General features: G+C 38.6%; 25 protein-coding genes and 1 pseudogene. 7 read left to right on the plus strand and 19 right to left on the minus strand.

Annotated elements, in window-relative coordinates; genetic code table 11:
- Window positions 1-160: 160 nt before the first annotated feature.
- Window positions 161-2,134, plus strand: coding sequence for a DNA topoisomerase IV subunit B (gene parE, locus MKY71_RS08455; RefSeq protein WP_340732203.1), 1,974 nt, complete (start codon window positions 161-163; stop codon window positions 2,132-2,134).
- The gene (gene parC, locus MKY71_RS08460; RefSeq protein ID WP_340732204.1) at window positions 2,134-4,563 is read left to right on the plus strand and encodes a DNA topoisomerase IV subunit A; all 2,430 of its coding nucleotides are present in this window, start codon (window positions 2,134-2,136) and stop codon (window positions 4,561-4,563) included. The genes parE and parC overlap by 1 nt, the downstream gene beginning before the upstream one ends.
- A 219-nt stretch (window positions 4,564-4,782) precedes the next feature.
- Here parC and MKY71_RS08465 read toward each other — a convergent pair whose 3' ends face one another.
- From MKY71_RS08465 to MKY71_RS08490, 6 genes are all read right to left on the minus strand, one after another.
- Window positions 4,783-4,923 (minus strand): hypothetical protein, encoded by a 141-nt coding sequence (locus MKY71_RS08465; RefSeq protein WP_339176419.1) that lies wholly within the window; start codon window positions 4,921-4,923, stop codon window positions 4,783-4,785.
- Between the two features lie 113 nt (window positions 4,924-5,036).
- On the minus strand, window positions 5,037-5,459 hold the full coding sequence (locus MKY71_RS08470) for a hypothetical protein (RefSeq protein WP_340732205.1): 423 nt from the start codon (window positions 5,457-5,459) through the stop codon (window positions 5,037-5,039).
- 127 nt (window positions 5,460-5,586) lie between these two features.
- Complete coding sequence (locus MKY71_RS08475) at window positions 5,587-7,131, minus strand: solute symporter family protein (RefSeq protein WP_340732206.1); 1,545 nt, start codon at window positions 7,129-7,131, stop codon at window positions 5,587-5,589.
- Window positions 7,128-7,454 (minus strand): DUF485 domain-containing protein, encoded by a 327-nt coding sequence (locus MKY71_RS08480; protein ID WP_340732207.1) that lies wholly within the window; start codon window positions 7,452-7,454, stop codon window positions 7,128-7,130. The genes MKY71_RS08475 and MKY71_RS08480 overlap by 4 nt, the downstream gene beginning before the upstream one ends.
- A 493-nt stretch (window positions 7,455-7,947) precedes the next feature.
- On the minus strand, window positions 7,948-9,498 hold the full coding sequence (locus tag MKY71_RS08485) for a solute symporter family protein (protein ID WP_340732208.1): 1,551 nt from the start codon (window positions 9,496-9,498) through the stop codon (window positions 7,948-7,950).
- 2 nt (window positions 9,499-9,500) lie between these two features.
- Window positions 9,501-9,839 (minus strand): DUF485 domain-containing protein, encoded by a 339-nt coding sequence (locus MKY71_RS08490; protein ID WP_339176424.1) that lies wholly within the window; start codon window positions 9,837-9,839, stop codon window positions 9,501-9,503.
- Between the two features lie 545 nt (window positions 9,840-10,384).
- On the opposite strand from MKY71_RS08490, the gene MKY71_RS08495 reads away from it, so the two are divergent.
- Both MKY71_RS08495 and MKY71_RS08500 read left to right on the plus strand, forming a co-directional pair.
- Window positions 10,385-10,924 (plus strand): GNAT family N-acetyltransferase, encoded by a 540-nt coding sequence (locus MKY71_RS08495; protein WP_340732209.1) that lies wholly within the window; start codon window positions 10,385-10,387, stop codon window positions 10,922-10,924.
- Window positions 10,925-10,942: 18 nt separating this feature from the next.
- The gene (locus tag MKY71_RS08500; protein WP_340732210.1) at window positions 10,943-12,460 is read left to right on the plus strand and encodes a transglutaminase domain-containing protein; all 1,518 of its coding nucleotides are present in this window, start codon (window positions 10,943-10,945) and stop codon (window positions 12,458-12,460) included.
- A 240-nt stretch (window positions 12,461-12,700) separates the two neighbouring features.
- Here the strand turns inward: MKY71_RS08500 and MKY71_RS19960 are convergent, their stop codons facing one another.
- Both MKY71_RS19960 and MKY71_RS08505 read right to left on the minus strand, forming a co-directional pair.
- Complete coding sequence (locus MKY71_RS19960; RefSeq protein ID WP_445265744.1) at window positions 12,701-12,814, minus strand: universal stress protein; 114 nt, start codon at window positions 12,812-12,814, stop codon at window positions 12,701-12,703.
- Window positions 12,797-13,432 (minus strand): annotated as a pseudogene (locus MKY71_RS08505) (SulP family inorganic anion transporter); the annotation flags it as partial. The gene MKY71_RS19960 and the pseudogene MKY71_RS08505, both read right to left, overlap by 18 nt.
- Before the next feature lie 23 nt (window positions 13,433-13,455).
- On the opposite strand from MKY71_RS08505, the gene MKY71_RS19965 reads away from it, so the two are divergent.
- Entirely contained in the window at window positions 13,456-13,500 is a 45-nt protein-coding gene (locus MKY71_RS19965; protein WP_445265745.1) for a hypothetical protein, read from the plus strand.
- A gap of 88 nt (window positions 13,501-13,588) precedes the next feature.
- Here MKY71_RS19965 and MKY71_RS08510 read toward each other — a convergent pair whose 3' ends face one another.
- Window positions 13,589-14,077, minus strand: a complete 489-nt coding sequence (locus MKY71_RS08510; RefSeq protein WP_340732211.1) for a GNAT family N-acetyltransferase — start codon at window positions 14,075-14,077, stop codon at window positions 13,589-13,591.
- A gap of 94 nt (window positions 14,078-14,171) precedes the next feature.
- Between MKY71_RS08510 and MKY71_RS08515 the strand changes: the two genes are divergently transcribed.
- Both MKY71_RS08515 and MKY71_RS08520 read left to right on the plus strand, forming a co-directional pair.
- A complete protein-coding gene (locus tag MKY71_RS08515; RefSeq protein WP_340732212.1) occupies window positions 14,172-14,618 on the plus strand; it encodes a MarR family winged helix-turn-helix transcriptional regulator in 447 nt (148 codons plus the stop codon).
- Window positions 14,619-14,688: 70 nt separating this feature from the next.
- Window positions 14,689-16,086 carry an NAD(P)-binding domain-containing protein gene (locus MKY71_RS08520; protein ID WP_340732213.1) on the plus strand — a complete coding sequence of 466 codons (1,398 nt, stop codon included), beginning with the start codon at window positions 14,689-14,691 and terminating at the stop codon, window positions 16,084-16,086.
- A gap of 37 nt (window positions 16,087-16,123) precedes the next feature.
- On the opposite strand, the gene MKY71_RS08525 is transcribed toward MKY71_RS08520, so the two are convergent.
- The 10 genes from MKY71_RS08525 to MKY71_RS08570 all read right to left on the minus strand — a co-directional run bounded on the left by MKY71_RS08525 (window position 16,124) and on the right by MKY71_RS08570 (window position 24,626).
- Complete coding sequence (locus MKY71_RS08525; RefSeq protein WP_340732216.1) at window positions 16,124-17,089, minus strand: arsenic resistance protein; 966 nt, start codon at window positions 17,087-17,089, stop codon at window positions 16,124-16,126.
- Window positions 17,090-17,174: 85 nt separating this feature from the next.
- A complete protein-coding gene (locus MKY71_RS08530; protein WP_340732217.1) occupies window positions 17,175-17,375 on the minus strand; it encodes a hypothetical protein in 201 nt (66 codons plus the stop codon).
- Window position 17,376: 1 nt separating this feature from the next.
- Complete coding sequence (locus tag MKY71_RS08535; RefSeq protein ID WP_340733623.1) at window positions 17,377-17,652, minus strand: Fe-S cluster assembly protein HesB; 276 nt, start codon at window positions 17,650-17,652, stop codon at window positions 17,377-17,379.
- Window positions 17,653-17,654: 2 nt separating this feature from the next.
- Complete coding sequence (gene arsA, locus MKY71_RS08540) at window positions 17,655-19,421, minus strand: arsenical pump-driving ATPase (protein WP_340732218.1); 1,767 nt, start codon at window positions 19,419-19,421, stop codon at window positions 17,655-17,657.
- Window positions 19,421-19,780: an arsenite efflux transporter metallochaperone ArsD gene (gene arsD, locus MKY71_RS08545; RefSeq protein ID WP_340732219.1), complete on the minus strand. Its 360-nt coding sequence runs from the start codon at window positions 19,778-19,780 to the stop codon at window positions 19,421-19,423. The genes arsA and arsD overlap by 1 nt, the downstream gene beginning before the upstream one ends.
- Window positions 19,781-19,798: 18 nt before the next feature.
- Entirely contained in the window at window positions 19,799-20,224 is a 426-nt protein-coding gene (gene arsC, locus MKY71_RS08550; RefSeq protein WP_340732220.1) for an arsenate reductase (thioredoxin), read from the minus strand.
- A gap of 16 nt (window positions 20,225-20,240) precedes the next feature.
- The gene (locus tag MKY71_RS08555) at window positions 20,241-21,530 is read right to left on the minus strand and encodes an arsenic transporter (protein WP_445683741.1); all 1,290 of its coding nucleotides are present in this window, start codon (window positions 21,528-21,530) and stop codon (window positions 20,241-20,243) included.
- A 9-nt stretch (window positions 21,531-21,539) separates the two neighbouring features.
- Window positions 21,540-21,854, minus strand: coding sequence for an ArsR/SmtB family transcription factor (locus MKY71_RS08560; RefSeq protein ID WP_340732222.1), 315 nt, complete (start codon window positions 21,852-21,854; stop codon window positions 21,540-21,542).
- Between the two features lie 239 nt (window positions 21,855-22,093).
- Window positions 22,094-24,265, minus strand: a complete 2,172-nt coding sequence (locus tag MKY71_RS08565; RefSeq protein WP_340732223.1) for a heavy metal translocating P-type ATPase — start codon at window positions 24,263-24,265, stop codon at window positions 22,094-22,096.
- Window positions 24,258-24,626, minus strand: a complete 369-nt coding sequence (locus MKY71_RS08570) for an ArsR/SmtB family transcription factor (protein WP_340732224.1) — start codon at window positions 24,624-24,626, stop codon at window positions 24,258-24,260. Before MKY71_RS08570 ends, MKY71_RS08565 begins: the two co-directional genes overlap by 8 nt.
- Window positions 24,627-24,764 lie beyond the last annotated feature (138 nt).

Here is a 24,764-nt window from a genome sequence, read left to right on the forward strand (position 1 = left end):
TTGCTGCTAAAGGATATGCTTTTAAACGTTCGTTATTGGTGATACAATTAATCTTTGCAAAGCCTAAATCAGTACCTTTAAACATTGACATCATGCATATTTGAGCGTACGATTAGGTAGTAAATAGAACGTTTGTTTGTATTTTTGGAGGGGATTACATTTGGTAAAAAACCAAACCGGTATTTCGTATAATGAAGATGCCATTCAAGTATTAGAAGGTTTAGAAGCCGTACGCAAAAGACCAGGGATGTATATTGGTTCTACAGATAGTCGAGGTCTTCACCACTTAGTGTATGAAATTGTAGACAATGCAGTGGATGAAGCGCTTGCTGGATTTGGACATCATATCATCGTGAAGATTCATGAAGATAACAGTATTAGCGTGCGTGACCATGGTCGTGGTATGCCAACAGGTATGCATAAAATGGGCAAACCAACCCCGGAAATTATTTTCACCGTCCTTCATGCAGGCGGAAAGTTTGGACAAGGCGGCTATAAAACAAGTGGTGGTTTACATGGTGTAGGTTCATCCGTTGTAAATGCCTTATCAACATTTTTGGAAGTAACGATTTATCGTGACGGGCAAATTTACCGCCAACGTTTTGAGCAAGGCGGGAAGCCGGCTACATCGCTTGATATGATCGGAAAAACGAAGGAAACAGGAACACTAGTACATTTCTTGCCGGATCCGACGATTTTTTCTGTCGTTAAATATAATTATGATACTTTGGCAGAGCGCTTACGCGAATCTGCGTTTTTATTAAAAGGTTTAAAAATTGAATTGATCGATGAGCGCGGAGAAGGAAAGCATGAAATTTTCCATTATGAAAGCGGTATTGAAGCATTCGTTGCATATTTAAACGAAGAAAAAGATGTATTGCATCCGGTTAAATATGTAGAAGGCATCATTCAGGAAATTGAAGTGGAATTCGCGCTGCAATTTAACGACGGTTATTCCGAAACGATTTTATCATTCGTTAACAATGTCCGTACACGTGATGGCGGTACGCACGAAACGGGTGCTAAAACAGCGTTGACACGTGTATTCAATGAATACGCACGCAAAATCGGATTGCTGAAAGAAAAAGATAAAAACCTGGAAGGCACGGATATTCGTGAAGGCCTGACAGCAATTGTTTCTGTCCGTATTCCTGAAAATCTGCTGCAATTTGAAGGGCAGACAAAAGGGAAGCTTGGTACATCAGAAGCACGCTCTGCTGTTGATACCGTTGTTTCAGAACAATTAATGTATGTCCTAGAAGAAAACGCCGAGCTATCGGCTTCTTTAGTGCGGAAAGCCATTCGTGCCCAACAAGTGCGTGAAGCTGCACGTAAAGCACGTGATGATGCCCGTAACGGGAAAAAGAAAAAATCGAGTACGCTTCTGTCCGGTAAGCTGACACCTGCACAGTCGAAAAATGCTTCGAGAAATGAATTATACCTAGTAGAGGGTGACTCTGCTGGCGGTTCGGCAAAACAAGGCCGTGACCGTACATTCCAGGCAATTTTGCCGTTGCGCGGTAAAGTCATCAATACCGAAAAGGCCAAGCTGCAGGATATTATGAAAAATGAAGAAATCGCGACGATTATCCATACGATCGGTGCCGGTGTCGGAGCTGATTTCTCAGTGGAAGATGCCGCTTACGATAAAATTGTCATCATGACCGATGCCGATACAGATGGTGCCCATATTCAAGTACTGTTGCTGACATTCTTCTACCGTTATATGCGTCCGCTTATCGAAGCAGGAAAAGTGTATATCGCGTTACCGCCTCTTTATAAAGTATCGAAAGGGTCGGGTAAAAAGCAGGAGCTGATCTATGCCTGGACTGAACAGGAGCTGAGTGCCGCTACGAAGAAAATCGGCAAAGGCTATATCATTCAGCGCTATAAAGGGTTAGGTGAGATGAATGCCGACCAGCTTTGGGATACAACGATGAATCCGGAAACACGTACATTAATCCGTGTGAAAATTGAAGATGGAGCACGTGCAGAACGTCGTATTACAACATTGATGGGCGATAAAGTAGAGCCTCGTCGTAAATGGATTGAATCAAACGTCAACTTCGGCATGGAAGAGGATGCAAGCATTTTAGAAAATGAATTCATCCAGCATGAGGAGGTTAACGAATAATGAGTTTTGTAGAAAAATTTCAAGATTTGCCATTAGAAGAAGTAATGGGTGACCGTTTTGGTCGCTATTCCAAATATATTATTCAAGACCGTGCATTACCGGATACACGTGACGGGCTAAAACCTGTACAACGTCGTATATTATATGCGATGTTCCATGAAGGTAATACTTTTGACAAGCCGTTCCGTAAATCGGCAAAAACAGTCGGTAATGTAATCGGTAACTACCATCCGCACGGTGACAGCTCTGTATATGATGCGATGGTCCGTATGAGTCAGGACTGGAAAAGCCGTCATATGCTGATTGAAATGCACGGTAACAACGGTTCTGTCGATGGGGACCCGCCAGCCGCGATGCGTTACACGGAAGCTCGACTTTCGGCGATTGCCTCAGAACTGTTACGTGACATTAATAAAAATACAGTTGAATTCGTTCCGAACTTCGATGACCAGGATATGGAACCGACTGTATTGCCATCTCGATTCCCGAATCTATTAGTTAACGGCGCAACAGGGATTTCGGCTGGTTATGCGACGGATATTCCGCCACATAATCTGCAGGAAGCACTTGATGCGGTTTTAATGCGTCTTGACAATAAAAACTGCACAGTCGATGAACTGATGACTGTCATTAAAGGCCCGGATTTTCCGACAGGCGGGATTATTCAAGGTTTAGACGGCATTAAAAAAGCGTACGAAACAGGCAAAGGGAAAATCATTGTCCGTTCACGTACTGAAATTGAGCAGTTAAAAGGCAATAAAGAGCAGATAATCATTTCCGAAATCCCGTTTGAAGTAAATAAGGCCAACATGATCCGTAAAATGGACGAGCTGCGTGTAAATGACCGACGTTTGGACGGCATTTCCGAAATTCGTGATGAATCGGATCGTGACGGTTTACGAATTGTTGTTGAGCTGAAAAAAGATGTGCCGGCACAAGGGATTTTAAATTTCCTATTAAAATCAACGGATTTGCAAGTTTCATATAACTTCAATATGATTGCGATTCATAACCGTCGTCCGATGATGATGACATTGCCGCTCATGTTGGATGCGTACATTGATCACCAGAAGGAAATTGTGCGACGCAGATCCCAATATGACTTAACAAAAGCAGAGGATCGCTTACATATCGTTGAAGGACTTATGAAAGCCTTATCCATTTTAGATGAAGTGATTGAAACAATCCGTGCATCGAAAGATAAACGTGATGCGAAAAATAACATTATGGAGAAATTCGGTTTTACGGAAGAACAGGCAGAAGCAATTGTCAGCCTTCAGCTTTACCGTTTAACAAATACCGATATTACACAGCTTCAAAAAGAGCAGGATGAGCTCCAACAGCTTGTTGTGAAACTGAAAGCCATTTTAGAGGACGAAAAGAAATTGATCCGTGTTATTAAATCGGAATTGAACGATATTAAAAAACGTTTTACGGCACCGCGTCTTTCAACGATCGAAGCAGAAATCGAAGAAATTAAAGTAACGCGTGATGTGTTGGTACCAAGCGAAGAAGTTGTTGTAACCGTGACAAAAGACGGCTATGTAAAACGGACAAGCCTTCGTTCACACAATGCATCCAACGGCAAGGACTTTGCGATGAAAGATTCCGATTACTTGCTGTATGAAGCCAACTTGAATACACAGCATCATTTACTGCTGTTCACAAGCAAAGGACATTACATTTACCAGCCGGTACATGAATTGCCGGATATTCGCTGGAAGGATCTCGGACAGCATATTTCGAGTATTGTACCGATCGACTCAAACGAGGAAATCATCGAAGTCATTGGGATTGATACGTTCGAAAAACCGGATCTGTATGTATTTACAGCTACAAGAGAAGGTCAAATTAAGCGTTCGGCACTTGCCGATTACATTGTCACGCGTTATTCGAAACCGATTAAGACAATGAATTTAAAAGGCGATGACGAGATGATTTTTGCTCGTCTCGTTACGGATAAAGAAGAAGTATTGCTTTCGACAAACACAAGCTATACAATCCGATTCCCTATGGAAGATCTTCCGGTAACAGGAGTGAAAACAGCTGGCGTTAAAGGAATCATTGTTAAAGAGGGCGAGTATCTTGCGGCGGTGGCTATCTTAAATCCGGAGCAGGAACAAGAACTCGTTATCGTTACACAGCGCGGTGCCGTTAAGCGTATGCTGTTATCTGAACTTGAACTTGGCAACCGTGCGAAACGCGGTGTCGTTATTTTAAAAGAGTTAAAATCGAACCCGCACCGTATTTACACAATTTTAGTTGTGAACTTTAGAAATACGTTTACAATCGAGACCGAAAAAGGCATTCAGGAAACAATTTCAGTAACATCCTTAACGAGAGCGGACCGTTACTCAAACGGATCACTGCGAATTGATACAGATGGCGATGGGGCAATCTGCCGCGCCTATGTTGAAAAGACAGAGTAAGGATTCATGTATATTAGCCGAAAACAAAACATATGATAAAAGTAATTCATTGACATGAAAGGCATACTTTCATACAATGAAGTTAGTAAGATTCATGCGTGATGGATCTACAGTAGTACAAAGCGGTTGGGTGGCCCCCAATCGCTTTTTTATTTGCTCATTGGATGGAAATTAAAAACACCACCTAGATGGCGAGTCTAAGTGGTGAAAATAAATTTTTTACAGCATCATTCGGAAAAAACGATAAATGGTATCGACAAGTCGAAAAAGATCTGTCGCATAACGAAAAATGGCGAGTTTTTCCTTACGCTTTTTTTCCGAAACAGCCTTAGCCTTTTCTTTGCGTGATGGATAAGACACAGTAGTACACCTCCTTTACAAAAGGAGTCAGCTGGATGCTGCTTTTCTATTGTACCATGAAATATTAAGGAGAATATTCCTGTTTTTACTAGAAAAACAGCCAAGAAAAAGCGTCAAAATCCGGCAAGAAATTCTCCGGATTTTGACGCTTTTTTATTCGTGAGCGTTTTGACAAAAGACCATTTTTGTTCAGGCGGCAAAAGGATATTATTTTGTTTGACCGCACCGATTAGAAATCCTGTGTAATCTTTTTCGACGATAAACTGGTAAATATCCTGCTGTTCAGCATTCGTTCCGGTAAACTGGACGACATGCTCGCCATTTCGCGCAGTAAAGTACTCCCAGTAGGTCAATTCATAATGGCCATCAAATACATCCGCAATGTGCAACGCTTCGTTAAAAGGCCATTGCTGCGCTTTTACGTAATCGATATAAGGGGAGTCCGTCTCAATTTCTTTCCCGTTTAGTACAAAGCCGACAATACAGCCCATCACTACAACACAAATGAATACACGTATATGTTGTTCAACCGTCATCGCTTCACTCCTCAACATAGGATAGGGGAGATTTCATAATAACAAGGAAGTTATAAAAAATCAGCCTCTAACATTGTTAGAAGCTGATTTGTTTTTCCTCAACTCGTCGAAGTAAGGAAGAGTATGATTAGTGAGAAATGTCTTGTACAGAAATACCAGTTTGCGCTTTTACTTCAACTTCGCGGTATTTCAGATCATTTCTTTCCTTAGAAATCATTGTACCGATAAATCCACCTAAGAAACCAAGAGGTACAGAAATTAATGCAGGGTTCGTTAACATAATTAACGGTTCACCAACAAAGATTGCTTTACCTTCAACCGGATTCCATACGTTTGGAGAAACGGCAACTAGGATTAATGCAGAGATTAAACCTGTTAACATCGCTGTAACAGCACCTGATGTGTTGAAGCGTTTCCAGTAAATTGTGTAGATGATTACCGGTAAGTTCGCTGATGCCGCGATACAGAATGCTAACGATACTAAGAATGCTACGTTTAATGTTTGAGCACCTAAAGCTAATAGAATCGAAACAACTGAGATAATGATTGAACCGATACGAGCTGCTTTAACCGCTTCTTGTTCCGTAACTTTACCTTTTTTAATGATCTGACCATAAATATCATGAGATAGGGCAGATGCTCCAGAAAGTACTAAACCTGCTACTACTGCTAAGATTGTCGCGAATGCTACCGCACACACGAATGAGAACAGGATGTCGCCACCAAGCGCTTGTGCCAATAGTGGAGCGGCCATGTTACCAGCCGGGTTTGCTGCGATGATTTTGTCTGCACCAACGAATGCTGCAGCACCGAAACCTAGGAAAATTGTTAATACATAGAAAATACCAACAATCCAAGTCGCCCAAATGACTGAAGAACGGGCTGTTTGTGCGTCTTTTACTGTGAAGAAACGCATCAGGATATGCGGAAGACCCGCTGTACCAAGTACTAACGCCATTAGCATTGAAATTGTATCAATACCGTTTGTATAACGTAAACCTGGGTTTAAGTAAGCTTCGCCATGCTCTGTTACCGTTGTCATTTGTGTAAACATTTGAGCAATAGAAAAGTCGAATTTTGCTAATACTAAGAATGAAATAATAACAGTACCTAACATTAATAGAGCTGCTTTAATGATCTGTACCCAAGATGTTGCTGTCATACCACCGAATAATACATAAATTGTCATCATGACACCAACTAGAAGTACCGCCATCCAGTATTCAATACCTAACAGTAATTGAATAAGGGCACCTGCACCTACAAGCTGAGCGATCATGTAGAACAATACGATTGTAATCGTAGATAATGCTGCTGTACCACGAACTTTTGCTTTATCGAAACGAGCTGTAATCATATCGGCTAAAGTGAATCGGCCTAAGTTACGTAATGGCTCGGCTACGATATATAAAACTACTAAGTAGGCTACTAGGTAACCGATCGAGAAGAAGAAGCCATCAAATCCGAATAAGGCAATCGAACCTGCAATACCCAGGAAAGATGCTGCCGATAAGTAGTCACCGGCAATGGCCATACCATTTTGCCAGCCTGTTAATCCGCCGCCAGCTGTGTAGAAATCCGCTGCACTCGATGTACGTTTAGAAGCCCACCAAGTAATGACTAAAGTTAAACCTACAATTGCTACGAAGAAGAATATCGCTGTAAAACTCATTTGCTTCGACCTCCTTCATATTCCGCAATGATTTCTTTTGCTTCTGCATCGTACTTGTTTGCACGTGATACATAGAAGTGAGCTAAGCCCCAAGTCATTACGAACAATCCAGCTGAGTAAAGCCATACCCATGTAATATCACCAATCGCTTTTTGATGTAAGATTTCTGTAAACGAAGTTAAGATTGGTAATAACATGTAAAGGATTAAAAAGATTGCGGTAACCGTCCATAAAAATGAATTCTTTTTCCGCGCCAGTTGTCTGAAAGATTGCTGTGATGCAATTCTCTCATAATCAATGATTGGCTTTTGCTTATTCCCCATAAACATTCCCCCATTTTGTGATAATTATTACTGCTTAATGTACGTAAAATTCTACTTTTAGGATTTTACATTTTCATTCTATTTTAGCTGTAACAAAATTGCAACACTTTTTGAATAAATTATGCAGAAAAATTTCTTGCAAAAATAAGTTTAATAGAGAAAAAATAATACATTAACGGGAAAAATTTAAAATGTTATAATTTGGATATTCAATGGAAAGGTAGATTTCACATGGGTTTGGAGAGTGAAATTCACTGTGAATTTGGAAAAAAGCAGAAAATATATGATAAGAAAATATTATTCATTTGTATAACGAAAAGTAATATTTAAAAAATGATTTATTTTACAAAAAAATAAATTCAGTATATTCGAAAAGTTATATTCATGTAAAAAATGGTATAAAAAATAAAAAAACTGCTCAAAAATAGCAACTATTTTCGAGACAGTTTTCTATATTTTAAAATTCTTGTTCTAATTTATTTTCCTATCATAATTAATGGGAAACATCCTGCACAGAAACACCTGTATGTGCTTTAACGCGGATTTCTTTATAAACGCGTTCTGCCTCTGCTTGTTCCACCTTATGCGCCGTTAATATTGAGCCCAGGTAACCTGCAAAGAAGCTTAAAGGAATGGTAATGATGGCAGGTACCGCTAAATTAACGATTGGTTCGCCTACAAATATCGCATTTCCAGTAGGACTCCAAATGTTCGGACCAAGTGCACCTAATACTAGACAAGAAACTAAGCCTGTTACCATTGCAGCAACCGCGCCGTTTGCATTGAATTTCTTCCAATAGATCGTATAAAGGATAACCGGTAAGTTTGCCGATGCTCCGATACAAAATGCAAACGATACGAGGAAGGAAACATTTAGGCTTTGCGCAAACAGTGCTAAAAGGATCGAAACAACTGCAATCGAAATTGAACCGATTCTTGCAGCTAATACTTGTTGCTTTTCTGTTAGTTTACCGTCTTTCAGGATTTCACCATAAATATCATGGGAAATGGCTGATGCACCTGTTAATACTAAACCGGATACAACCGCTAATATAGTAGCAAATGCCACCGCACAAATGAATGACAGTAATATATTGCCGCCTAAAAACTCAGCCAACAGTGGGGCAGCCGTATTACCCGCAGCATTTTCCGCGATGATTTTTTCAAATCCGACGAAATGCATGGCACCAAAGCCTAAGAAGATTGTCAGCGAGAAGAAGATCGCTGTAATCCACGTTGTCCATGAAATCGATGCACGTGCCGTCTTCGCATCTTTTACTGTAAAGAATCGCATTAGAATATGTGGTAAACCCGATGTACCAAGCACTAACGCAAGCATCATCGAAACCGAATCGATTGTAGATGTGTACTTCATTCCAGGCACTAAATATTGGTCCCCGTAATTTGTGCTGACCGTATCAAACATTTTCACCAAATTGAAATCAAACTTCGAGAATACTAAAAACGCTAGTAATGTCGTACCGAACAATAATAGGCCTGCTTTAATAATTTGTACCCAGCTTGTTGCCGTCATTCCACCAAACAGTACGTACGTCGTCATCATAACTCCTACGATTAAAACAGCCATCCAATACTCAATACCGAATAAAAGTTTAATTAGTGCACCGGCACCAACCAATTGGGCAATCATATATAAAATGACGATAATGATCGTACCAGTTGCTGCTACACCGCGAATTCGTTTTTCATTAAAACGCGCAGTCAGCATATCTGCCAATGTATAGCGTCCTAAATTACGCATCGGTTCCGCTATTATATATAGTAGAACTAAATTGGCTACGACATATCCGACAGAGAAGAAGAACCCGTCAAAGCCTGTTAATGCAATCGCACCCGAAACGCCGAGGAATGCGGCTGCGGATAAGTAGTCACCGGCAATGGCAAATCCGTTTTGCCAACCTTTTAACCCACCACCAGCAGTGTAGAAATCACTTGCAGAAGATGTTCTTCTAGCAGCAATATATGTAACAATAAGTGTTAACCCTACGATCCCTATAAAGAAACCAGCTGAAACAAGATTCATCGCTATGCACCTGCCTTTTCATATTCTTGTAAAACCGCAGCGGCCGCTTTATCGAATTTAGCTGCCATTTTTACGTAAAGTGTACATAAAACAATTGTCATAATGAAAAGGGCAAGCGAGTAGACCCATACCCAAGTAATGCTGCCGACTGCCTTCTGTTGTAAAACAGATGTGAATGCAAGCACAGGCAGTAAGATGTAAAATGTCAAAAATGTTATAGTTATTCCGAATAAAAATGTGTTTTTCTTCTTTACAAACTGATTGAATGTTTCCATGCGATCGATTTTATCAAAGTTAATGCCATCGCGTTTCGCTGAGATTTTGTTCCCTAATTGACTCAACGGAATTCCCCCTTAAGAAAAATTATTCTGTTTTAAACGGCAAATTACTATTTGAATCCGTTAATAGTACTCATTGTAAGAGGGGATACAATATAATGCAATAATAATTTTTCTGAAAAATTTGAATCTTAAAAATGCGAATGAAGCAGAATTATCAAGTTTTAAGGAGATATAATTGGAGAGGGTCTGTTTGAATTTTGTATAGAATTATTATTTACGGAAAGGGAAGTAATGAAAAACATATTTTAGCTAGAAATTAAATTACATAAAGCACAATATTATATTTCGAAACTTAAAATATCGGTAATTTCAGCTGAATTTGAGTTATTCAGCACATTGTACTATAACACAAAATAGCTAGTAAAAATCTGATATACTAATAATGAGAAATTTTTTTATTTAAGGTGAGGGAATTCTTACATATGGGTGAAAACATGTAATTTATATAAAATGGAAGTGAAATAATAATATTTTGACTCTGCATAAGAAAAACCCCGAGATATTATAAATAATACATCAAAAAACTATCAAATTGGAGGGATATTATGTTGAATTTAACTACGCAGCGGTTAACTTTTGAACGCTATACGGAAAAGGATCTACCGACTGTGCTTGACCTCGTTTCGGACCCACTGATGATGAAATTTATTGGCAATGGACTAATAAAAGATAAATCATATGCGGTTCATTTAATCGAACGAATGCTTGAACAATACGAAAATTTTGGGGATTACGGGTTACATAAACTGATTCATCGTCAAACAGGTGAATTTATCGGACATGCGGGGCTTGTGGCACAAGTTATTGACGATACTTTTGAGATTGAGCTCGGGTATTGGATTAAACGTGCTTATTGGGGACAAGGCTACGGCTTTGAAGCAGCTGAGGCGCTGGCGAAATATGCGGATGAAGAGATGTGGCTGCACCGGTATATTTCAGCGATTCAAGTAGGAAATGAAGGATCTAAAAGAATTGCATTAAAAAATGGGATGCATTTGGAGAAAGTCATTGAAATGGACGGGAAAACGGTTGAAATCTATGTTAAGCTCAATTCATTTGAAGAAGATGAAACGGAAGCGTTATAAGAGGAGTATCGACATATTGTGAAAACGTATTTTGAAAGCTATGAACAGTATAAAAGGCAAGGAAATTCTATTAAAACGACGACCATTACAGCAAAACAGTTGCTGCCGGCGCTTATTGCCCATATGGAGCGCATGGACAGGCAGTTTACACTGCATATTAACGGTCAGCTGCCAATGCCGATTGATTCTTTAATTAAGGAAGCTTTTGATCAGTGTCATCTGGAACAGCCATTTTACACCCAACATTGTGAAAAACGCAGCTATAAATTTCGTCAATTAACGAAAAATCGAGTGAAAGTGGAGTTTACGATGCGTTACCGTATGGCGCGGCAGGAAGAAAAATGGATTGTTGATGAAATTCAAACCATCTTAAAAAATCGAATTGCTCCAGATATGTCAACGTTGCAAAAGGTTTTCATTGTTCATGATTATATTGCAAGGACGTATAGCTATGAACGGCATACTGAAGGTTCACCATTTGCTGTGTATACGTTTATGAATGAAAAACACGGTGTTTGTATGGCTTACGCGCTTCTTTTTGAAAAGATGATGGAAGCTCTAGAGATTCCTTGTTATTATGTGATCGGAAAAGCGGCGGGTGAGGGCACAGAGGGGCATGCTTGGAATATGGTGCAGATTGATGATCATTGGTATCATGTCGACGTTACTTGGGATGATATTGGTTCCATTCCCGGTAAAGAAGTTCGCTATCGTTATTTTTTAGTTGCGGACGAGAAAATGCGTCTTGATCATGAATGGAATGAAAAACATTATCCAATCTGTACGAGTAAAAAATTTGAAGCGATTCATCGTTTATATGATGGCTGTCTTGCCAATACTAGTTTATATTATGCACATCCTGGAAATGGTCATCTGTATGAAATGAATTTTGCGAAGTTTCCATTTCAACCTAAACAGAAACTTGCTGTTAAGATTCAATTTTGTTTCTATATCAATGGAATGTTATTTTTCATGAATGATTCTCATAATGGCTATTTGTATCAATTGGATCCAGATACTATGGAATTGACTCAGCTAAGCGCGGAACAAGTTATACGAATCTATGAATCTGATACGACTTTAGAAGTCTTGTATGCAGATGAAACGACTGAAAGTATTCAGAAGTTAATTTCAACGGCTTCAGTAAGCGAAGATACAATATTAGCTGAAACAGCTGAAAACCGCTTGGAAGTTCCGTTACATACATTTGGGGACAGCTGGGTAGCGACAATAGATCAGCAAGATGAATGCCAGCCAATTGTGTTTAAAAGCGCGGACGGGATCGAATTGACTGTAGATGACGAATATAAGCAACTAACTGTAGATATATATATTAATAGAGGTTTACATATTCAAATGACAAGTAACCGAAAAAATGTCGAATTCAAACAGCCAGCACAATTAAAGATGCCGGTTGCGTTAATACCGGGTCTGGAACAGCAATTAACTAAACAAAACGCGTTGGCGTTTATTGCTGATGAACAATTTATTTATATCCAGTTATATAAAAGCGTTACGATTCAACTGAAAAAGTAAATAAACAGCCATAATATAACGTGTTCGGTTAAGTTATGGCTGTTTCATTAAAAAACGCGTTTTGTCTCACTATTATAAGTATACTTTTGAAACGAGACTTAACTTCCTATAATATATATTATGACCGTGTCCCTATTTTAGGAGTAATAAATTTGCTCATAATAACAACACCTTCTTCTGTAATTATAAAAGAACTTGGAATCAGTTATTATAGACAGATCCCAAGTTCTCTTCTCTAGTCTATTTCACAATTAAAGCTGGACAATGAACACGCTTCATTACTTTATGGCTGACACTACCTAACACCATCTCTTGTAATAAATTCAAGCCTCGGCTACCTACTAGTACAGGCAAGGGAATATCAATTACTACATTCCCAAGTACTAAAATTAAGAACATCAGGAATAACCCGGCAACGAGTGCAGAAAGACGACCTCGTCCGCCTGATTTAACGTTAATAATCGATTGGCCAATCATTGCACATCCAGCCATTCCACCGAAGAAACCGTTAATTAAGTTCGCAATCCCTTGTCCACGCGCTTCCTGATTTTTGTCTGACTTCGTATTCGTCATATCATCGACAATTTGAGCCGTCATCAATGATTCCATTAAGCCGACTAATGCCAGTGCAAGTGCATATGGGAAAATAATAGACAATGTTTCTAAATTAAACGGTACATCTGGAGTGAAAAAACTTGGTAAGCTTTGTGTAATCGATCCCAAATCCCGAATTGTTTTTAATTCCACATTAAACATAAAAGTAACAGCTGTTAATAATACGATGGCGATTAATGGGGCCGGAATGGCTTTAAAAAATCGTGGTAATATATAGACGATTAGTAGCGTAATTGCTATGAAGACATACGTCATTGTCCCTTCCCCTAAAAAATGTGGTACTTGTGCCATAAAAATAAGAATAGCTAAAGCATTCACGAACCCTAACATGACTGAATTCGGAATAAAGCGCATTATTAGATATTAAAAATGAGACAGGTATTAGTAAATCGACGCTGTATCGTTACCTTGAGTCTCTAGAATAAAGAAATGATAAAAAAAGCATCTATTGGGTAAACCGACAGATGCTTTTTCGTATTCTACGCAGTTTTGTACAACATCCAAAAAGCATTATTAAAAAGCTTTTCTTCTTTCCAATAACAGATTGTCTTTCCACTCCCCATCTAGTTGAGCAATCTTTTCGCGGATTCCCACAATCCGAAAGCCATTCTTTTTATGGAGTTTTAGACTAGCTACGTTTTCTTTAAAGATTTTGGATTCCAGTGTCCAGTAGCCCTCTTTTTCAGAAGCTACAATTAAATGGTTTAGTAATAAATTCCCAATTCCCTTTCCCTTCGCATAAGATGCTATATAAATGCTTACTTCCCCCACTCCTTTATACACATTTCTTTTAGAAACAGGAGATAATTTACACCAACCTAAAATTTGATTTTCCTCAGTTGCAACAAATGAACAATTTGGATTTGCTTCACCAAACCATTCATTATAGGATTCAGGTGCCTTCGATTCGAATGTAGCCATTTTTGTATCTATTCCTGCTTCGTAAATTCTTTTTACGTCTAGCCAATCTTCACTTGTAACAAATCGAATTTTTATCGCCATAAATCAACCTCCATAAAAACTGAATAATAAAATAATAAAACAGATAGTTGCATTTTACAAGTATTTCTGTTTTAATTTATTTAGAGGTGATTGAATGGAAAACAAACGCGAAATTTTTCATATACTAACTCGAAGATTTGGCTTATTAAACAAAAATTGTTGCTATGTTGGATCATTTGAAATATCTACTATTCAAAGTCAAATTCTTTACGAAATAGATAAACAGCAAATACCTTCTATGCAACAAATTGCTGAAACACTCGCAATGGATATTACGACTTTCAGCCGACAAATTCAAACACTTGTGAAAATGGAATTAGTTAAAAAAACACCTTCTCTTCAAGATAAACGTGTATCAATTTTATCATTAACAACACAAGGGAAATTTGTTGCAACAACGATAGATGAGTCCATGAATGCCTATTTAGAAGAGGTATTTTCTCATATGAACGACTTTGAAAAAGAAACTGTCCTTCGTTCGATTCAACTACTAAACGAAGCAATGTCTAAATCGACAGTATGCTGTACCCCAATTTACTAAGCAAGAACCTTCTTGCTTTTTTATTTATTTTATAGTTGCAAAATACAAGTATTTTAGGAGGATGTTAAAAATGAACATACCATTAACAATTAAATCACAAGCTTCAAGCTGTTGTGCACCAACACCTAAATCAGCTACGTCTTGCTGTGGGCCTATGGAAGCAACACAAAAAGAGTCACCCCTTAAAGAAACACCTTTTGAATTAAATAAAGCGTACCCTGTTGCTATTCTTGGAGCAGGTCCAGTGGGTTTAGCTGCTGCTGCCCATCTATCTTTAGCTGGTGAAGCTTTTATTATTCTTGAAAAGGGTACTGAGGTTGCTGAAAATATTAAATCTTGGCAGCACGTTCGTCTATTTTCACCGTGGCAATATAACGTTGATAAAGCTGCTAAACAATTACTGCTGAAATCTGGTTGGACTATGCCAGAGGAAGACGTCCTACCAACAGGTCAAGAAATTCGTGAAGTGTATTTAAAACCCTTAGCAAATTTACCTGAAATCCAACCATTTATTTCGTTTAATACAACAGTTGTAGGTATTAGTAAAAAAAATCACGATAAAATGAAGTCTGCCAGTCGCGACTCTGCGCCGTTTGTACTTTATGCAGAACAAAACGGTGAAACAAAACGCATTTTTGCCAGTGCCGTTATTGATGCAACGGGGACGTGGGCAACACCGAATCCTGTTCATGCAGATAATGTTTGGACATCAGCTGAACAAAAGCTTACTGACAAGATCTTTTACGGTATTCCAAATATTGAAACACTAAAAGAACGCTATACAGGTAAACGTATCGCCGTTATTGGAGGTGGACACTCAGCTATTAATACGATTTTAGAATTGGAAAAGCTTGAAGATGTTGAAATTACATGGGTTTTACGTAAAAAGCGTGTAGAAGATGCTTATGGCGGTGAAGAAAAAGATGCCCTTGCTGCTCGAGGTGAATTAGGGAGTCGTATTCATACATTGGTTGATGAAGGAAAAGTAAAAGTCTTTACCCCATTTTATATCGAAGAAATTTCACAGACGTCAGCTGGTATTATCATTAAAGGCGAAGGCATGATTGGCGAACAACAACTTCCTGCATTTGATGAAATCATTGCGAATACAGGAAGCCGTCCAGACTTCTCGTTCTTAAAAGAAATCCGATTATCGATTGATGCTGCTGTTGAAAGTGTCGAAGCATTAGCACCACTGATTGATCCAAACGAGCATAGCTGCGGTACGGTTCGTCCACATGGTGAACTAGAATTACGTCATCCTGAAACTGGCTTTTATATTGTCGGTATGAAAAGCTACGGACGTGCGCCAACCTTCTTAATGGCGACTGGCTATGAGCAAGTTCGTTCAGTTGTCGCTTACTTAACAGGTGATCTCGAAGGAGCTCGTAAAGTAGAGCTAGACCTTCCTGAGACCGGTGTCTGTAGTTTAGATTTAAATACTAATAGTACTTCTAATTGCTGTTAAAAAAGAATCCCCTTGAAGCCATTTTCAAGGGGATTCTTTATTGGTCACGTAATACAACATTGGGAATCAAACGTATGTATAGGAACTCACCTATTATCTCGACAATCGTTTGGGTCACAATAATTGCGGCAACAATTGTGCTTACATCGCTTGGTAGTGCTAACGCAAATGGCAATACAACAAGTGAATTTCGTGTAGAACCACTAAAAATTAATGCACGACCTGTTTTCACATCGAGTTTCATCCACTTCCCAATTAATTTAGAGATGAAAGGCATAATAACCATAAAGGCTATATAAACCGGAATGACTTTTAAAATCCATTCGGCGGAACCAGTTAGCTTATTGATTTGTGAAGCCACAACAACGAACAGTGTAATGGCCATAAACGGAACAGGTAGCCATGCTGAGAATTCCAGCATCCGATTCCCCAATTTCCCCTGCTTTGCGAATAACTGCACACCAATCGCAATTCCTAAAGGTAACACAATGAGCCCTAAAAATGCCTCAACAAATGGTGTCACTTCTATCAGTTTTGCGGCTTCTTCCCCAATAATTAGCCATAAGTAAACTGGCAACAGCAGCATCTGGGTAATAAATAAAACCGGTGTCGCAATGAGCATTGCTTTTTCATTGCCTCGCCCTAATGCTGTAAAGACTATTACATAATCAATACATGGTGTTAACAGCACAAGGTATACCCCTAATAAAAGTGGTGGATAGCCTGGTAAAAATAATGATAATACCCACACAACGATCGGTACGGCTACATAATTCACGATACAGAGTGCTACAATAAAGCGACGGTTAGATAGTGCCTCTTTTAAAGACATAAATGGAATTTGTGAAAACATACTGTACATTAATAATCCAATGACAAACGAAATTGCTACATCAAGCTTATTTGACATATCAGATTCGAACAGTCCAAAGCCCACAGAGATAACTAACGTGCCGATATAAATAAGTACTTGATTATTTTCTAGTTTTTCTTTTGAAAGCACTGTAGAAACTCCTTCTTAAATAACTAATCTCACCTTAACAAACAGAAAAAGAAAAATCCACCTCATGTTAGAGATGGATTTTCTGTTAATATTTTAGAAGCTCAGCCATTGCTTGTAAAAATTGTTGACGAGTAGACTCTCCGTATACAAGCGGCTCTCCTTTAAAGAAAAAGTCTTCCATAAATTGTTGTGTTTCTTCAACCGATAATTCTCGGCTATTCATTACAAGTTGTGCATATCTTAAAAAGTATTCAACAGTTAATGTACTTGAATGATGTAATCGCATATTAGCAGCTTGATTGTTCGTAGCCTAGTAATACTAAGCCAAGTTGGTCATTCTCTTCTTCTGCGTGAATCGTTACGTCTGTTAACTGCTGTGCAATTTGTGGATCTACGGCGATTTCAATTCCTTCAACTGTCTCTACTGTATCAGCTTCCTGAGCTTGTGCAATTTCTGCACTTAAATTCAGACCACAACAACCAGCTACACCGTAAAAGCGCAATGTTGCACCTTCAGCTTGTGCTAATACTTGCTCTACAAATTGTTTACCTTCTGGACTCATCTTCACTTTAGCGTCTCCCCTTTTAATGCATGTAATCCGTCTTTTCCAACTGGCGCTTCCTTCACCCAAGGAATCGTCACAAAATGGTTTTTGCTTAATTGTTTTACTTCTTCTATCCATTTAACCTCAGACTGCTGTTTTTGCATCAGTGTTGGACTTGTTAGCGTAAGACCGGCAAATGATTGATTAACTACCCACCAATCGACATGTAAGCCTGCACGTGCTAAATCCTCTTGCAGTCGTGATGCTTCATACACAGGTGTGGCTTCTGGTAACGTAACGATGGCTACACTCGTATAATGTTGATCACGTAACCGTGGTAATAAATTTGAAACAGCAACAGGTACTTCCCCAGCTGAACGAGAAATTTCCCTATGATAGCTTTCCGTTGCATCGAGCAGTAACAGCGTGTGCCCTGTTGGCGCTGTATCAATAATAATCACTTCATCTTGATGCGTTTCAACCAGATTCGCAAATGCTCTAAAGACCGCAATTTCTTCCGTACAAGGTGAAGCTAAATCTTCTTTTACAAAAGCGAGTCCGTCTTCATTCATTGTCTCACTTGCTTTTGCTAGCACTTCTGCTTCGTAATTCGCAATTTCTACTTTTGGGTCAATACGACTAACAGTTACACCATCTTGTTCCTCTTGACCAAATGTCCAATTTATATGAGCTGCGGGGTCTGTTGTTGTTAAGTGTACACGCACCCCTTCTTCGGCCAGTCTAAGAGCAATATACGAGGCAACGGTCGTTTTCCCTACGCCACCTTTCCCCATCGCAAAAATAATCTTTGGTTTACGTGCCACGTAGTCCGCAATCATTTCTTCAAGTTCTGGAGTATTTAGTGACGTTGGCTCATTCGCATTTGTCTGGAGCTTCGTATCCATCATCCATGCTTCCATTCGCTCAATGCTTGATAAAGAATATGGTACAAACGGTAAGTAATAATGGTCAAATGCCTTTAATGGTTCTGGCATTTTTTTTAGCGCGACTGTTTGACGTTCATAAAATGCCTTTTCAATCGGGTCATCACTTGCCGATTGTAGAAAGCCGTTAATAATTAATTGCTGATTACGCAGACCAATCTCAAATAATTCCTCTGATGCACGTGCTGCTTCCTTTAATGGATTTGTTTCAGGTCGTGTGACAAGCATCAGTGTTGTTTGCGCCTCATTCGTTAACTGTGCAACAGCTTGCTTATATACTTCTCGCTGTGGTTCAAGCCCTTTTAATGGACCTAGACAAGACGTACCTGTCGTATTTTCATCTAAAAATGTTGACCATGCTGACGGTAACTGCAATAAACGAAGGGTATGGCCAGTTGGTGCCGTATCAAACACAATAGTATCGTACTGCTCTGTATACGCATCGTTTGTTAAAAGCATTGCAAATTCATTAAAAGCGGCAATTTCAACAGTGCAAGCACCGGATAATTGCTCCTCCATATTTTGAATTACGACTTCCGGTAATTTTCCGCGATATGGACCAACCATTTGCTCCTTATAGCTTGCTGCAGCTTGCTCAGGATCAAGATTTAGTGCATAGAGATTTTCTGTACCGTCTATTTTTGTGGGTTCATTTTTTAAGTCCTGACCAAATATATCTTGTAAATTCGAAGCTGGGTCTGTGCTAATCAACAGCACTCTTCGTCCTTCTTTCGCTAACGCAATGGAAAGACTGCTAGCAGTCGATGTTTTCCCAACACCACCTTTTCCTGTAAAGAAAAGAAATGGTGTTGTGGGGAAATGCTCACTTGTAAAACGTTCCATTATTTATTCACTCCGATGGATAGACGCACTTTCGGCTTTTTCAAAAGCTCATCTTCACTTAATCCAGACCACTCCGCAAACTGAACTGTTGTCGGGTAATTCCCCTTTAATACCAGTTCACCATCCACGAATGTCGCCGGCAAGCTATCCATTCCGTTATTCATTAATAAATCATTAACTGCTTTATTGTCGATAAACATATCCGGATTATTCGTTAAATTGAAACGTTCAGCTGACACGTTCGTATTTTTTAAGTTATTCATAATAAAAGACATGCGTAGTAACTCTGGATCGATTGCTGGTCCACATACACCTGTTGGACAGCACATCGCCTGTTCAAAAATTTCGATTTTCTTCAAGTCGATCCCTCCGAACCCTTATTTTTTTAACTCTTCGTTTACGAACTGCTCAATACGTGCACCGATTGCATCACGTACTTGTTGGAACACGGCCCATTTTTCTTCTTCTGTACCCGTAGCTTTTGCTGGGTCTTCAAATCCCCAATGCTCACGACGTACGCCTGGAGGGGTCATTGGACATTTATCTGCTGCATCCCCACAAAGTGTTACGACTAATGTAGCCTTGTTTAAAATATCTGGGTTAATTAAATCAGAGGTATGATGAGAAATATCAATTCCAACTTCATTCATTGCCTTAATCGCATTTGGATTGACACCATGTGTTTCAATACCAGCTGAATAAACTTCCCAACCTTCCGGTAATAACTTTTGTGCCCATCCATCTGCCATTTGTGAACGGCATGAATTCCCTGTACATAAGAAATATAGTGTGTTTTTTGTCATCTGAAAAACTCCCTTATTAAAAGATTAGTAATGTAATATATAGTCCAATTAATGTAAAGATAAGAATAGGTACCGTTAACACGATTCCTGTTTTAAAGTACGTACCCCAAGAGATTTTCACACCTTTTTGAGATAATACATATAACCAAACCAATGTTGCCAATGATCCGATTGGCGTAATTTTGGGTCCTAAGTCTGATCCGATGATGTTTGCATAAATTAACGCTTCACGTAACGTACCATCAGTCGTCGTTTCAGCGATGGCTAATGCATTGACCATAACAGTTGGCATATTGTTCATGACAGATGAAAGGAATGCAGCAATAAAGCCCATGCCGACCGTCGCAACAAATAATCCTTGCTCTGCGGTCCATTCAATCACGCCTGCTAAAACGGGAGTTAATCCTGCATTGCCAAGTCCGTATACAACAACGTACATCCCAACAGAGAAGAACACGATATTCCAAGGTGCACCTTTCACAACTTCTTTTGTATCAACGACTGCACTTTGTCGAGCCATGACTAAGAAGAAAATCGCGATAACGCCTGCTACAAGCGATACCGGTACACCAATAAATTCACTTGAGAAATAGCCTAAAACTAAAATTGCCAGTACAAACCAAGATAACTTGAACATTTTCATATCTTTAATCGCAAGTCGTGGTTCCTTTAACATCGATTCATTGTATTCGCGTGGAATCGATTTGTTGAAATAAATGAGTAGCACGACAATCGTTGCCACAAGAGAAAACAAGTTCGGAATGACCATTCGTGAAGCATATTCAACGAACCCAATATCAAAGAAGTCCGCTGATACGATGTTGACTAAGTTACTTACGACAAACGGTAAACTTGTTGTATCGGCAATAAATCCACTCGCCATAATAAACGGGAAAATCATTTTTTCACTAAACTGTAAATTACGCACCATCGCTAACACAATTGGCGTTAAAATCAGTGCAGCACCATCGTTCGCAAATAATGCAGCAACGACAGCTCCGAGTAAACTAACATACACAAACATTTTGATACCATTACCTTTTGCAGCACGAGCCATATGAAGTGCAGCCCATTCAAACAAACCAATTTCATCTAATACAAGTGAAATTAAAATAATCGCAATAAAAGATAATGTGGCGTTCCACGTAATATCAATTACTGTCCCGACATCGTTAAAATCAACAACACCAACAAGTAATGCGATGACAGCCCCACCCATTGCAGACCAACCTATATTCAATCCCTTTGGCTGCCAGATGACAAAAATCAGTGTTACGATAAAAATGAGTGCCGCTAATACAAACATATTCAATTTTTAGCCCTCCACACATTCACAGTCAATTTTACAACCACATGTCCACTCTTCATTAATTGAAGCAAGTACATTTTGCATTAACGAAGTTTGATTTTCTTGAATTCGGTAATGCTTCCACGTGCCCACTTTTCGCTCTGTAATAATGCCCGCTTCTTTTAGTTTTCGTAAATGTTGACTCACAGCAGGCTGTGATATATTAAGGACGTCCGTAAAGTCACATACGCATACTTCACCTTTTTTCAAACAGGCTAAAATGCGTAAACGATTGGCATCCGCAACAGCCTTCAATTGTTTTTCCATTAAATCGAGCTCCATTTGTACCCCTCCATAGCTATATAATAATATACTTATATAGAACTCAAAAAATATATAAGAATATGCTTATATTATGTTATGTCCATTATTTTTGCAACCATAATATTTTATTTACTGCTGCAACTTTGAAATAAAGTTTGAGCAAAACCATTCGTAAATCTTTCTTAAACACGCCACCTTTAAACCTCTTCAATGAAGAAGGACTTTCATATTTCGAAAGCCCTTATCAACCCTTATCATTACTCTTTCACTCTCATAAGCCGTAAACTATTCAGCGATACCAAAAGTGTGGCTCCCATATCTGAAAGTATGGCAATCCATAGTGTTAACCAACCGGGTATTACTAAAAGTAGTGCAAGGAATTTAATACCTATCGCAAAAGCAATGTTAACCTTAATAATATTTAATGCTTTACGACTTAACTTAACGGTGAATGGCAGTTTCTTTAAATCATCGCCCATTAAGGCAACATCAGCGGTTTCTAATGCCGTATCGGTACCAGCACCACCCATTGCAATACCTACTGTAGAAGCTGCTAACGCTGGTGCATCATTTACACCGTCGCCTACCATCGCTACATTGCCATACTCAGATCTTAATTTTTTTATAAAACTTAATTTATCTTCAGGCATTAAGTCGGCTTGAATTTCTGATACCCCAACATAGATACCAATTGCCTCCGCAGTCCCTTTATTATCACCCGTTAGCATGATTGTTTTTTGAACACCAAGTAGGTGCAATTTATTAATTACTTCTTTGCTTGATTCACGGACTTCATCAGCTACAGCAATAATTGCTAGTATTAATTTCTTGGTTCCAATTACCATTACTGTTTTACCTTGATTTTGAAGTTCGGTTACATCCTGTTCTAGATTGTGACTGAAATTTATCGAGTCCATATCCTTAAATAGTTTTGGACTACCAATATAATAAGTTGTTCCCTCAATTGTACCCATAACACCTTTACCTGTAATTGATGTAAAGTCTTCTACTATGACATTTGAAAAAGGAATTGAATCATTTTCTGCTTTTTTAACAATTGCAGTAGCAAGTGGATGTTGGGAACGTGTTTCCAACGCTGTAATCACTGCAAGTAAATTTTCTTCATTTACATTATTTTCAATGATTTTATAATCTGTTACAACGGGAACACCTTTTGTTAAAGTCCCTGTCTTATCAAATGCGATTGCTTTTAAAGTGCCCATTTCTTCTAAATAAACGCCACCTTTAATAAGGACACCCTTCTTTGCTGCATTTCCGATTGCCGAAACAATTGAAATTGGTGTAGAAATCACGAGTGCACACGGACAACCAACTACTAAAACGGATAATCCTTGATAGATCCAAGTTTCCCAACTACCATTAAAGAAAAGAGGTGGCAATACTGCAACTAATCCTGCGATCAGCATAATAATTGGTGTATAATACTTTGCAAATTTATCTACGAATGCCTGTGAAGGTGCTCGTTCAGCTTGTGCTTCCTCAACTAACTCAATAATTTTTGAAATGGTTGTATCTTCAACTAATTTTGTTATTTCAACTTCAAGTAACCCTTCTTCATTTAATGTACCTGCAAATACTTCATCATCTACTGATTTACTGATAGGAACAGATTCACCCGTAATAGCTGCTTGGTTTACAGAAGAAGAACCATTTACGACAACACCATCCATCGCAATTTTTTGACCAGGTTTTACAATCATAATGTCCCCGACTGTGATTTCATCTACATGGATCAGTAATTCCTGACCATATCTTCTAACGAGGGCCTCTTTTGGAGCAATATCCATTAATGAACGAATTGATTGTCTTGCTTTATCCATTGAATAACGCTCAAGTACTTCGCTGATTGCAAAGAGAACCACAACAATCGATGCTTCTGCCCATTCACCAATAAACGCTGCACCAATAACAGCAACTGTCATTAAAGTTTTCATATCAAAATCTAGACGACGCAAGTTTTGGAAACCGACTTTAAAAAGAGAGTATCCACCAATAACAATTGATGTAATAAACAATAACGAAGTGATGAGATTATCTTCCCCATTTATAAACTGTGAAAGATAACCAAAGACAATAAATAAACCAGCATACAATAAAGTACTGTGCTTTTTATAAAAGGGTACTTTTACCTCTGTAAGCTCATTGCTTCCATTCTTAAAATTACCTTCTTGGCGAACAGGCTTATCAGGAATCACTTTCAGATTCTCAAAAGCACCTGCTTTTTCTAATTCCTCAATTGTCGCATCACCATACACGCTAATTTTTGAAGCGCCAAAATTCACCTTTGCTTCTTGTACCCCAGTAATTTCTTTTACGTTGCGCTCAAACTTCCCTGCACAGTTTGCACAGGAAAAACCCTCAACTCTAAATACCTTTTTATCCTTTAATGATTCCGTTGAATTATTCAACTCGAACACCTTCCTTTTGATGGGCAAATGCTATTTCAATGAGTTGTTTTACATGATCGTCATCCAATGAATAATAAACTAATTTCCCTTCTTTCCGGTATTTAGCTATTCCTAGATTTTTAAGTAATCGTAAATGATGTGAAGCTGTTGCTGTAGTTGCTCCTACAATATTGGCAACGTCACAAACACACAGTTCATTTTGCGACAATGCATAAGCAATTTTAATTCTTGTATCATCTGATAAGGCTTTAAAAATTTTGGCTACTTCTATTGGGTTTTCCGTAGATAATTTTTTTTGAATTGATACTACATTTTCTTCATTTATACATGTGATTTCACACACATCATTTGCTTTCTGCAAATTATTCACCCCATTATTCTAATATACGTTTGATTGTATATATTAGGTTATGCTATTTCATCCAAATAATCAAATGAATATTTGAATGAAGTATCGATGATATTCGACATTAGACCAATAAAATTAGTTGTATTATCC

Origin of the sequence: Solibacillus sp. FSL W7-1324 (assembly GCF_038008025.1) — a bacterium.
Classification (GTDB): Bacteria; Bacillota; Bacilli; order Bacillales_A; family Planococcaceae; genus Solibacillus.

What these genes read in the sequence shown, in the direction of transcription:
- parC (WP_340732204.1), top strand. Translation starts at nt 2,134, where the DNA reads ATGAGTTTTGTAGAAAAATTTCAAGATTTGCCATTAGAAGAAGTAATG.
- MKY71_RS08470 (WP_340732205.1), bottom strand. Translation starts at nt 5,459, where the DNA reads ATGACGGTTGAACAACATATACGTGTATTCATTTGTGTTGTAGTGATG.
- MKY71_RS08475 (WP_340732206.1), bottom strand. Translation starts at nt 7,131, where the DNA reads ATGAGTTTTACAGCGATATTCTTCTTCGTAGCAATTGTAGGTTTAACT.
- MKY71_RS08480 (WP_340732207.1), bottom strand. Translation starts at nt 7,454, where the DNA reads ATGGGGAATAAGCAAAAGCCAATCATTGATTATGAGAGAATTGCATCA.
- MKY71_RS08485 (WP_340732208.1), bottom strand. Translation starts at nt 9,498, where the DNA reads ATGAATCTTGTTTCAGCTGGTTTCTTTATAGGGATCGTAGGGTTAACA.
- MKY71_RS08495 (WP_340732209.1), top strand. Translation starts at nt 10,385, where the DNA reads ATGTTGAATTTAACTACGCAGCGGTTAACTTTTGAACGCTATACGGAA.
- MKY71_RS08510 (WP_340732211.1), bottom strand. Translation starts at nt 14,077, where the DNA reads ATGGCGATAAAAATTCGATTTGTTACAAGTGAAGATTGGCTAGACGTA.
- MKY71_RS08515 (WP_340732212.1), top strand. Translation starts at nt 14,172, where the DNA reads ATGGAAAACAAACGCGAAATTTTTCATATACTAACTCGAAGATTTGGC.
- MKY71_RS08520 (WP_340732213.1), top strand. Translation starts at nt 14,689, where the DNA reads ATGAACATACCATTAACAATTAAATCACAAGCTTCAAGCTGTTGTGCA.
- MKY71_RS08530 (WP_340732217.1), bottom strand. Translation starts at nt 17,375, where the DNA reads ATGCGATTACATCATTCAAGTACATTAACTGTTGAATACTTTTTAAGA.
- MKY71_RS08535 (WP_340733623.1), bottom strand. Translation starts at nt 17,652, where the DNA reads ATGAGTCCAGAAGGTAAACAATTTGTAGAGCAAGTATTAGCACAAGCT.
- arsA (WP_340732218.1), bottom strand. Translation starts at nt 19,421, where the DNA reads ATGGAACGTTTTACAAGTGAGCATTTCCCCACAACACCATTTCTTTTC.
- arsC (WP_340732220.1), bottom strand. Translation starts at nt 20,224, where the DNA reads ATGACAAAAAACACACTATATTTCTTATGTACAGGGAATTCATGCCGT.
- MKY71_RS08555 (WP_445683741.1), bottom strand. Translation starts at nt 21,530, where the DNA reads ATGTTTGTATTAGCGGCACTCATTTTTATCGTAACACTGATTTTTGTC.
- MKY71_RS08560 (WP_340732222.1), bottom strand. Translation starts at nt 21,854, where the DNA reads ATGGAGCTCGATTTAATGGAAAAACAATTGAAGGCTGTTGCGGATGCC.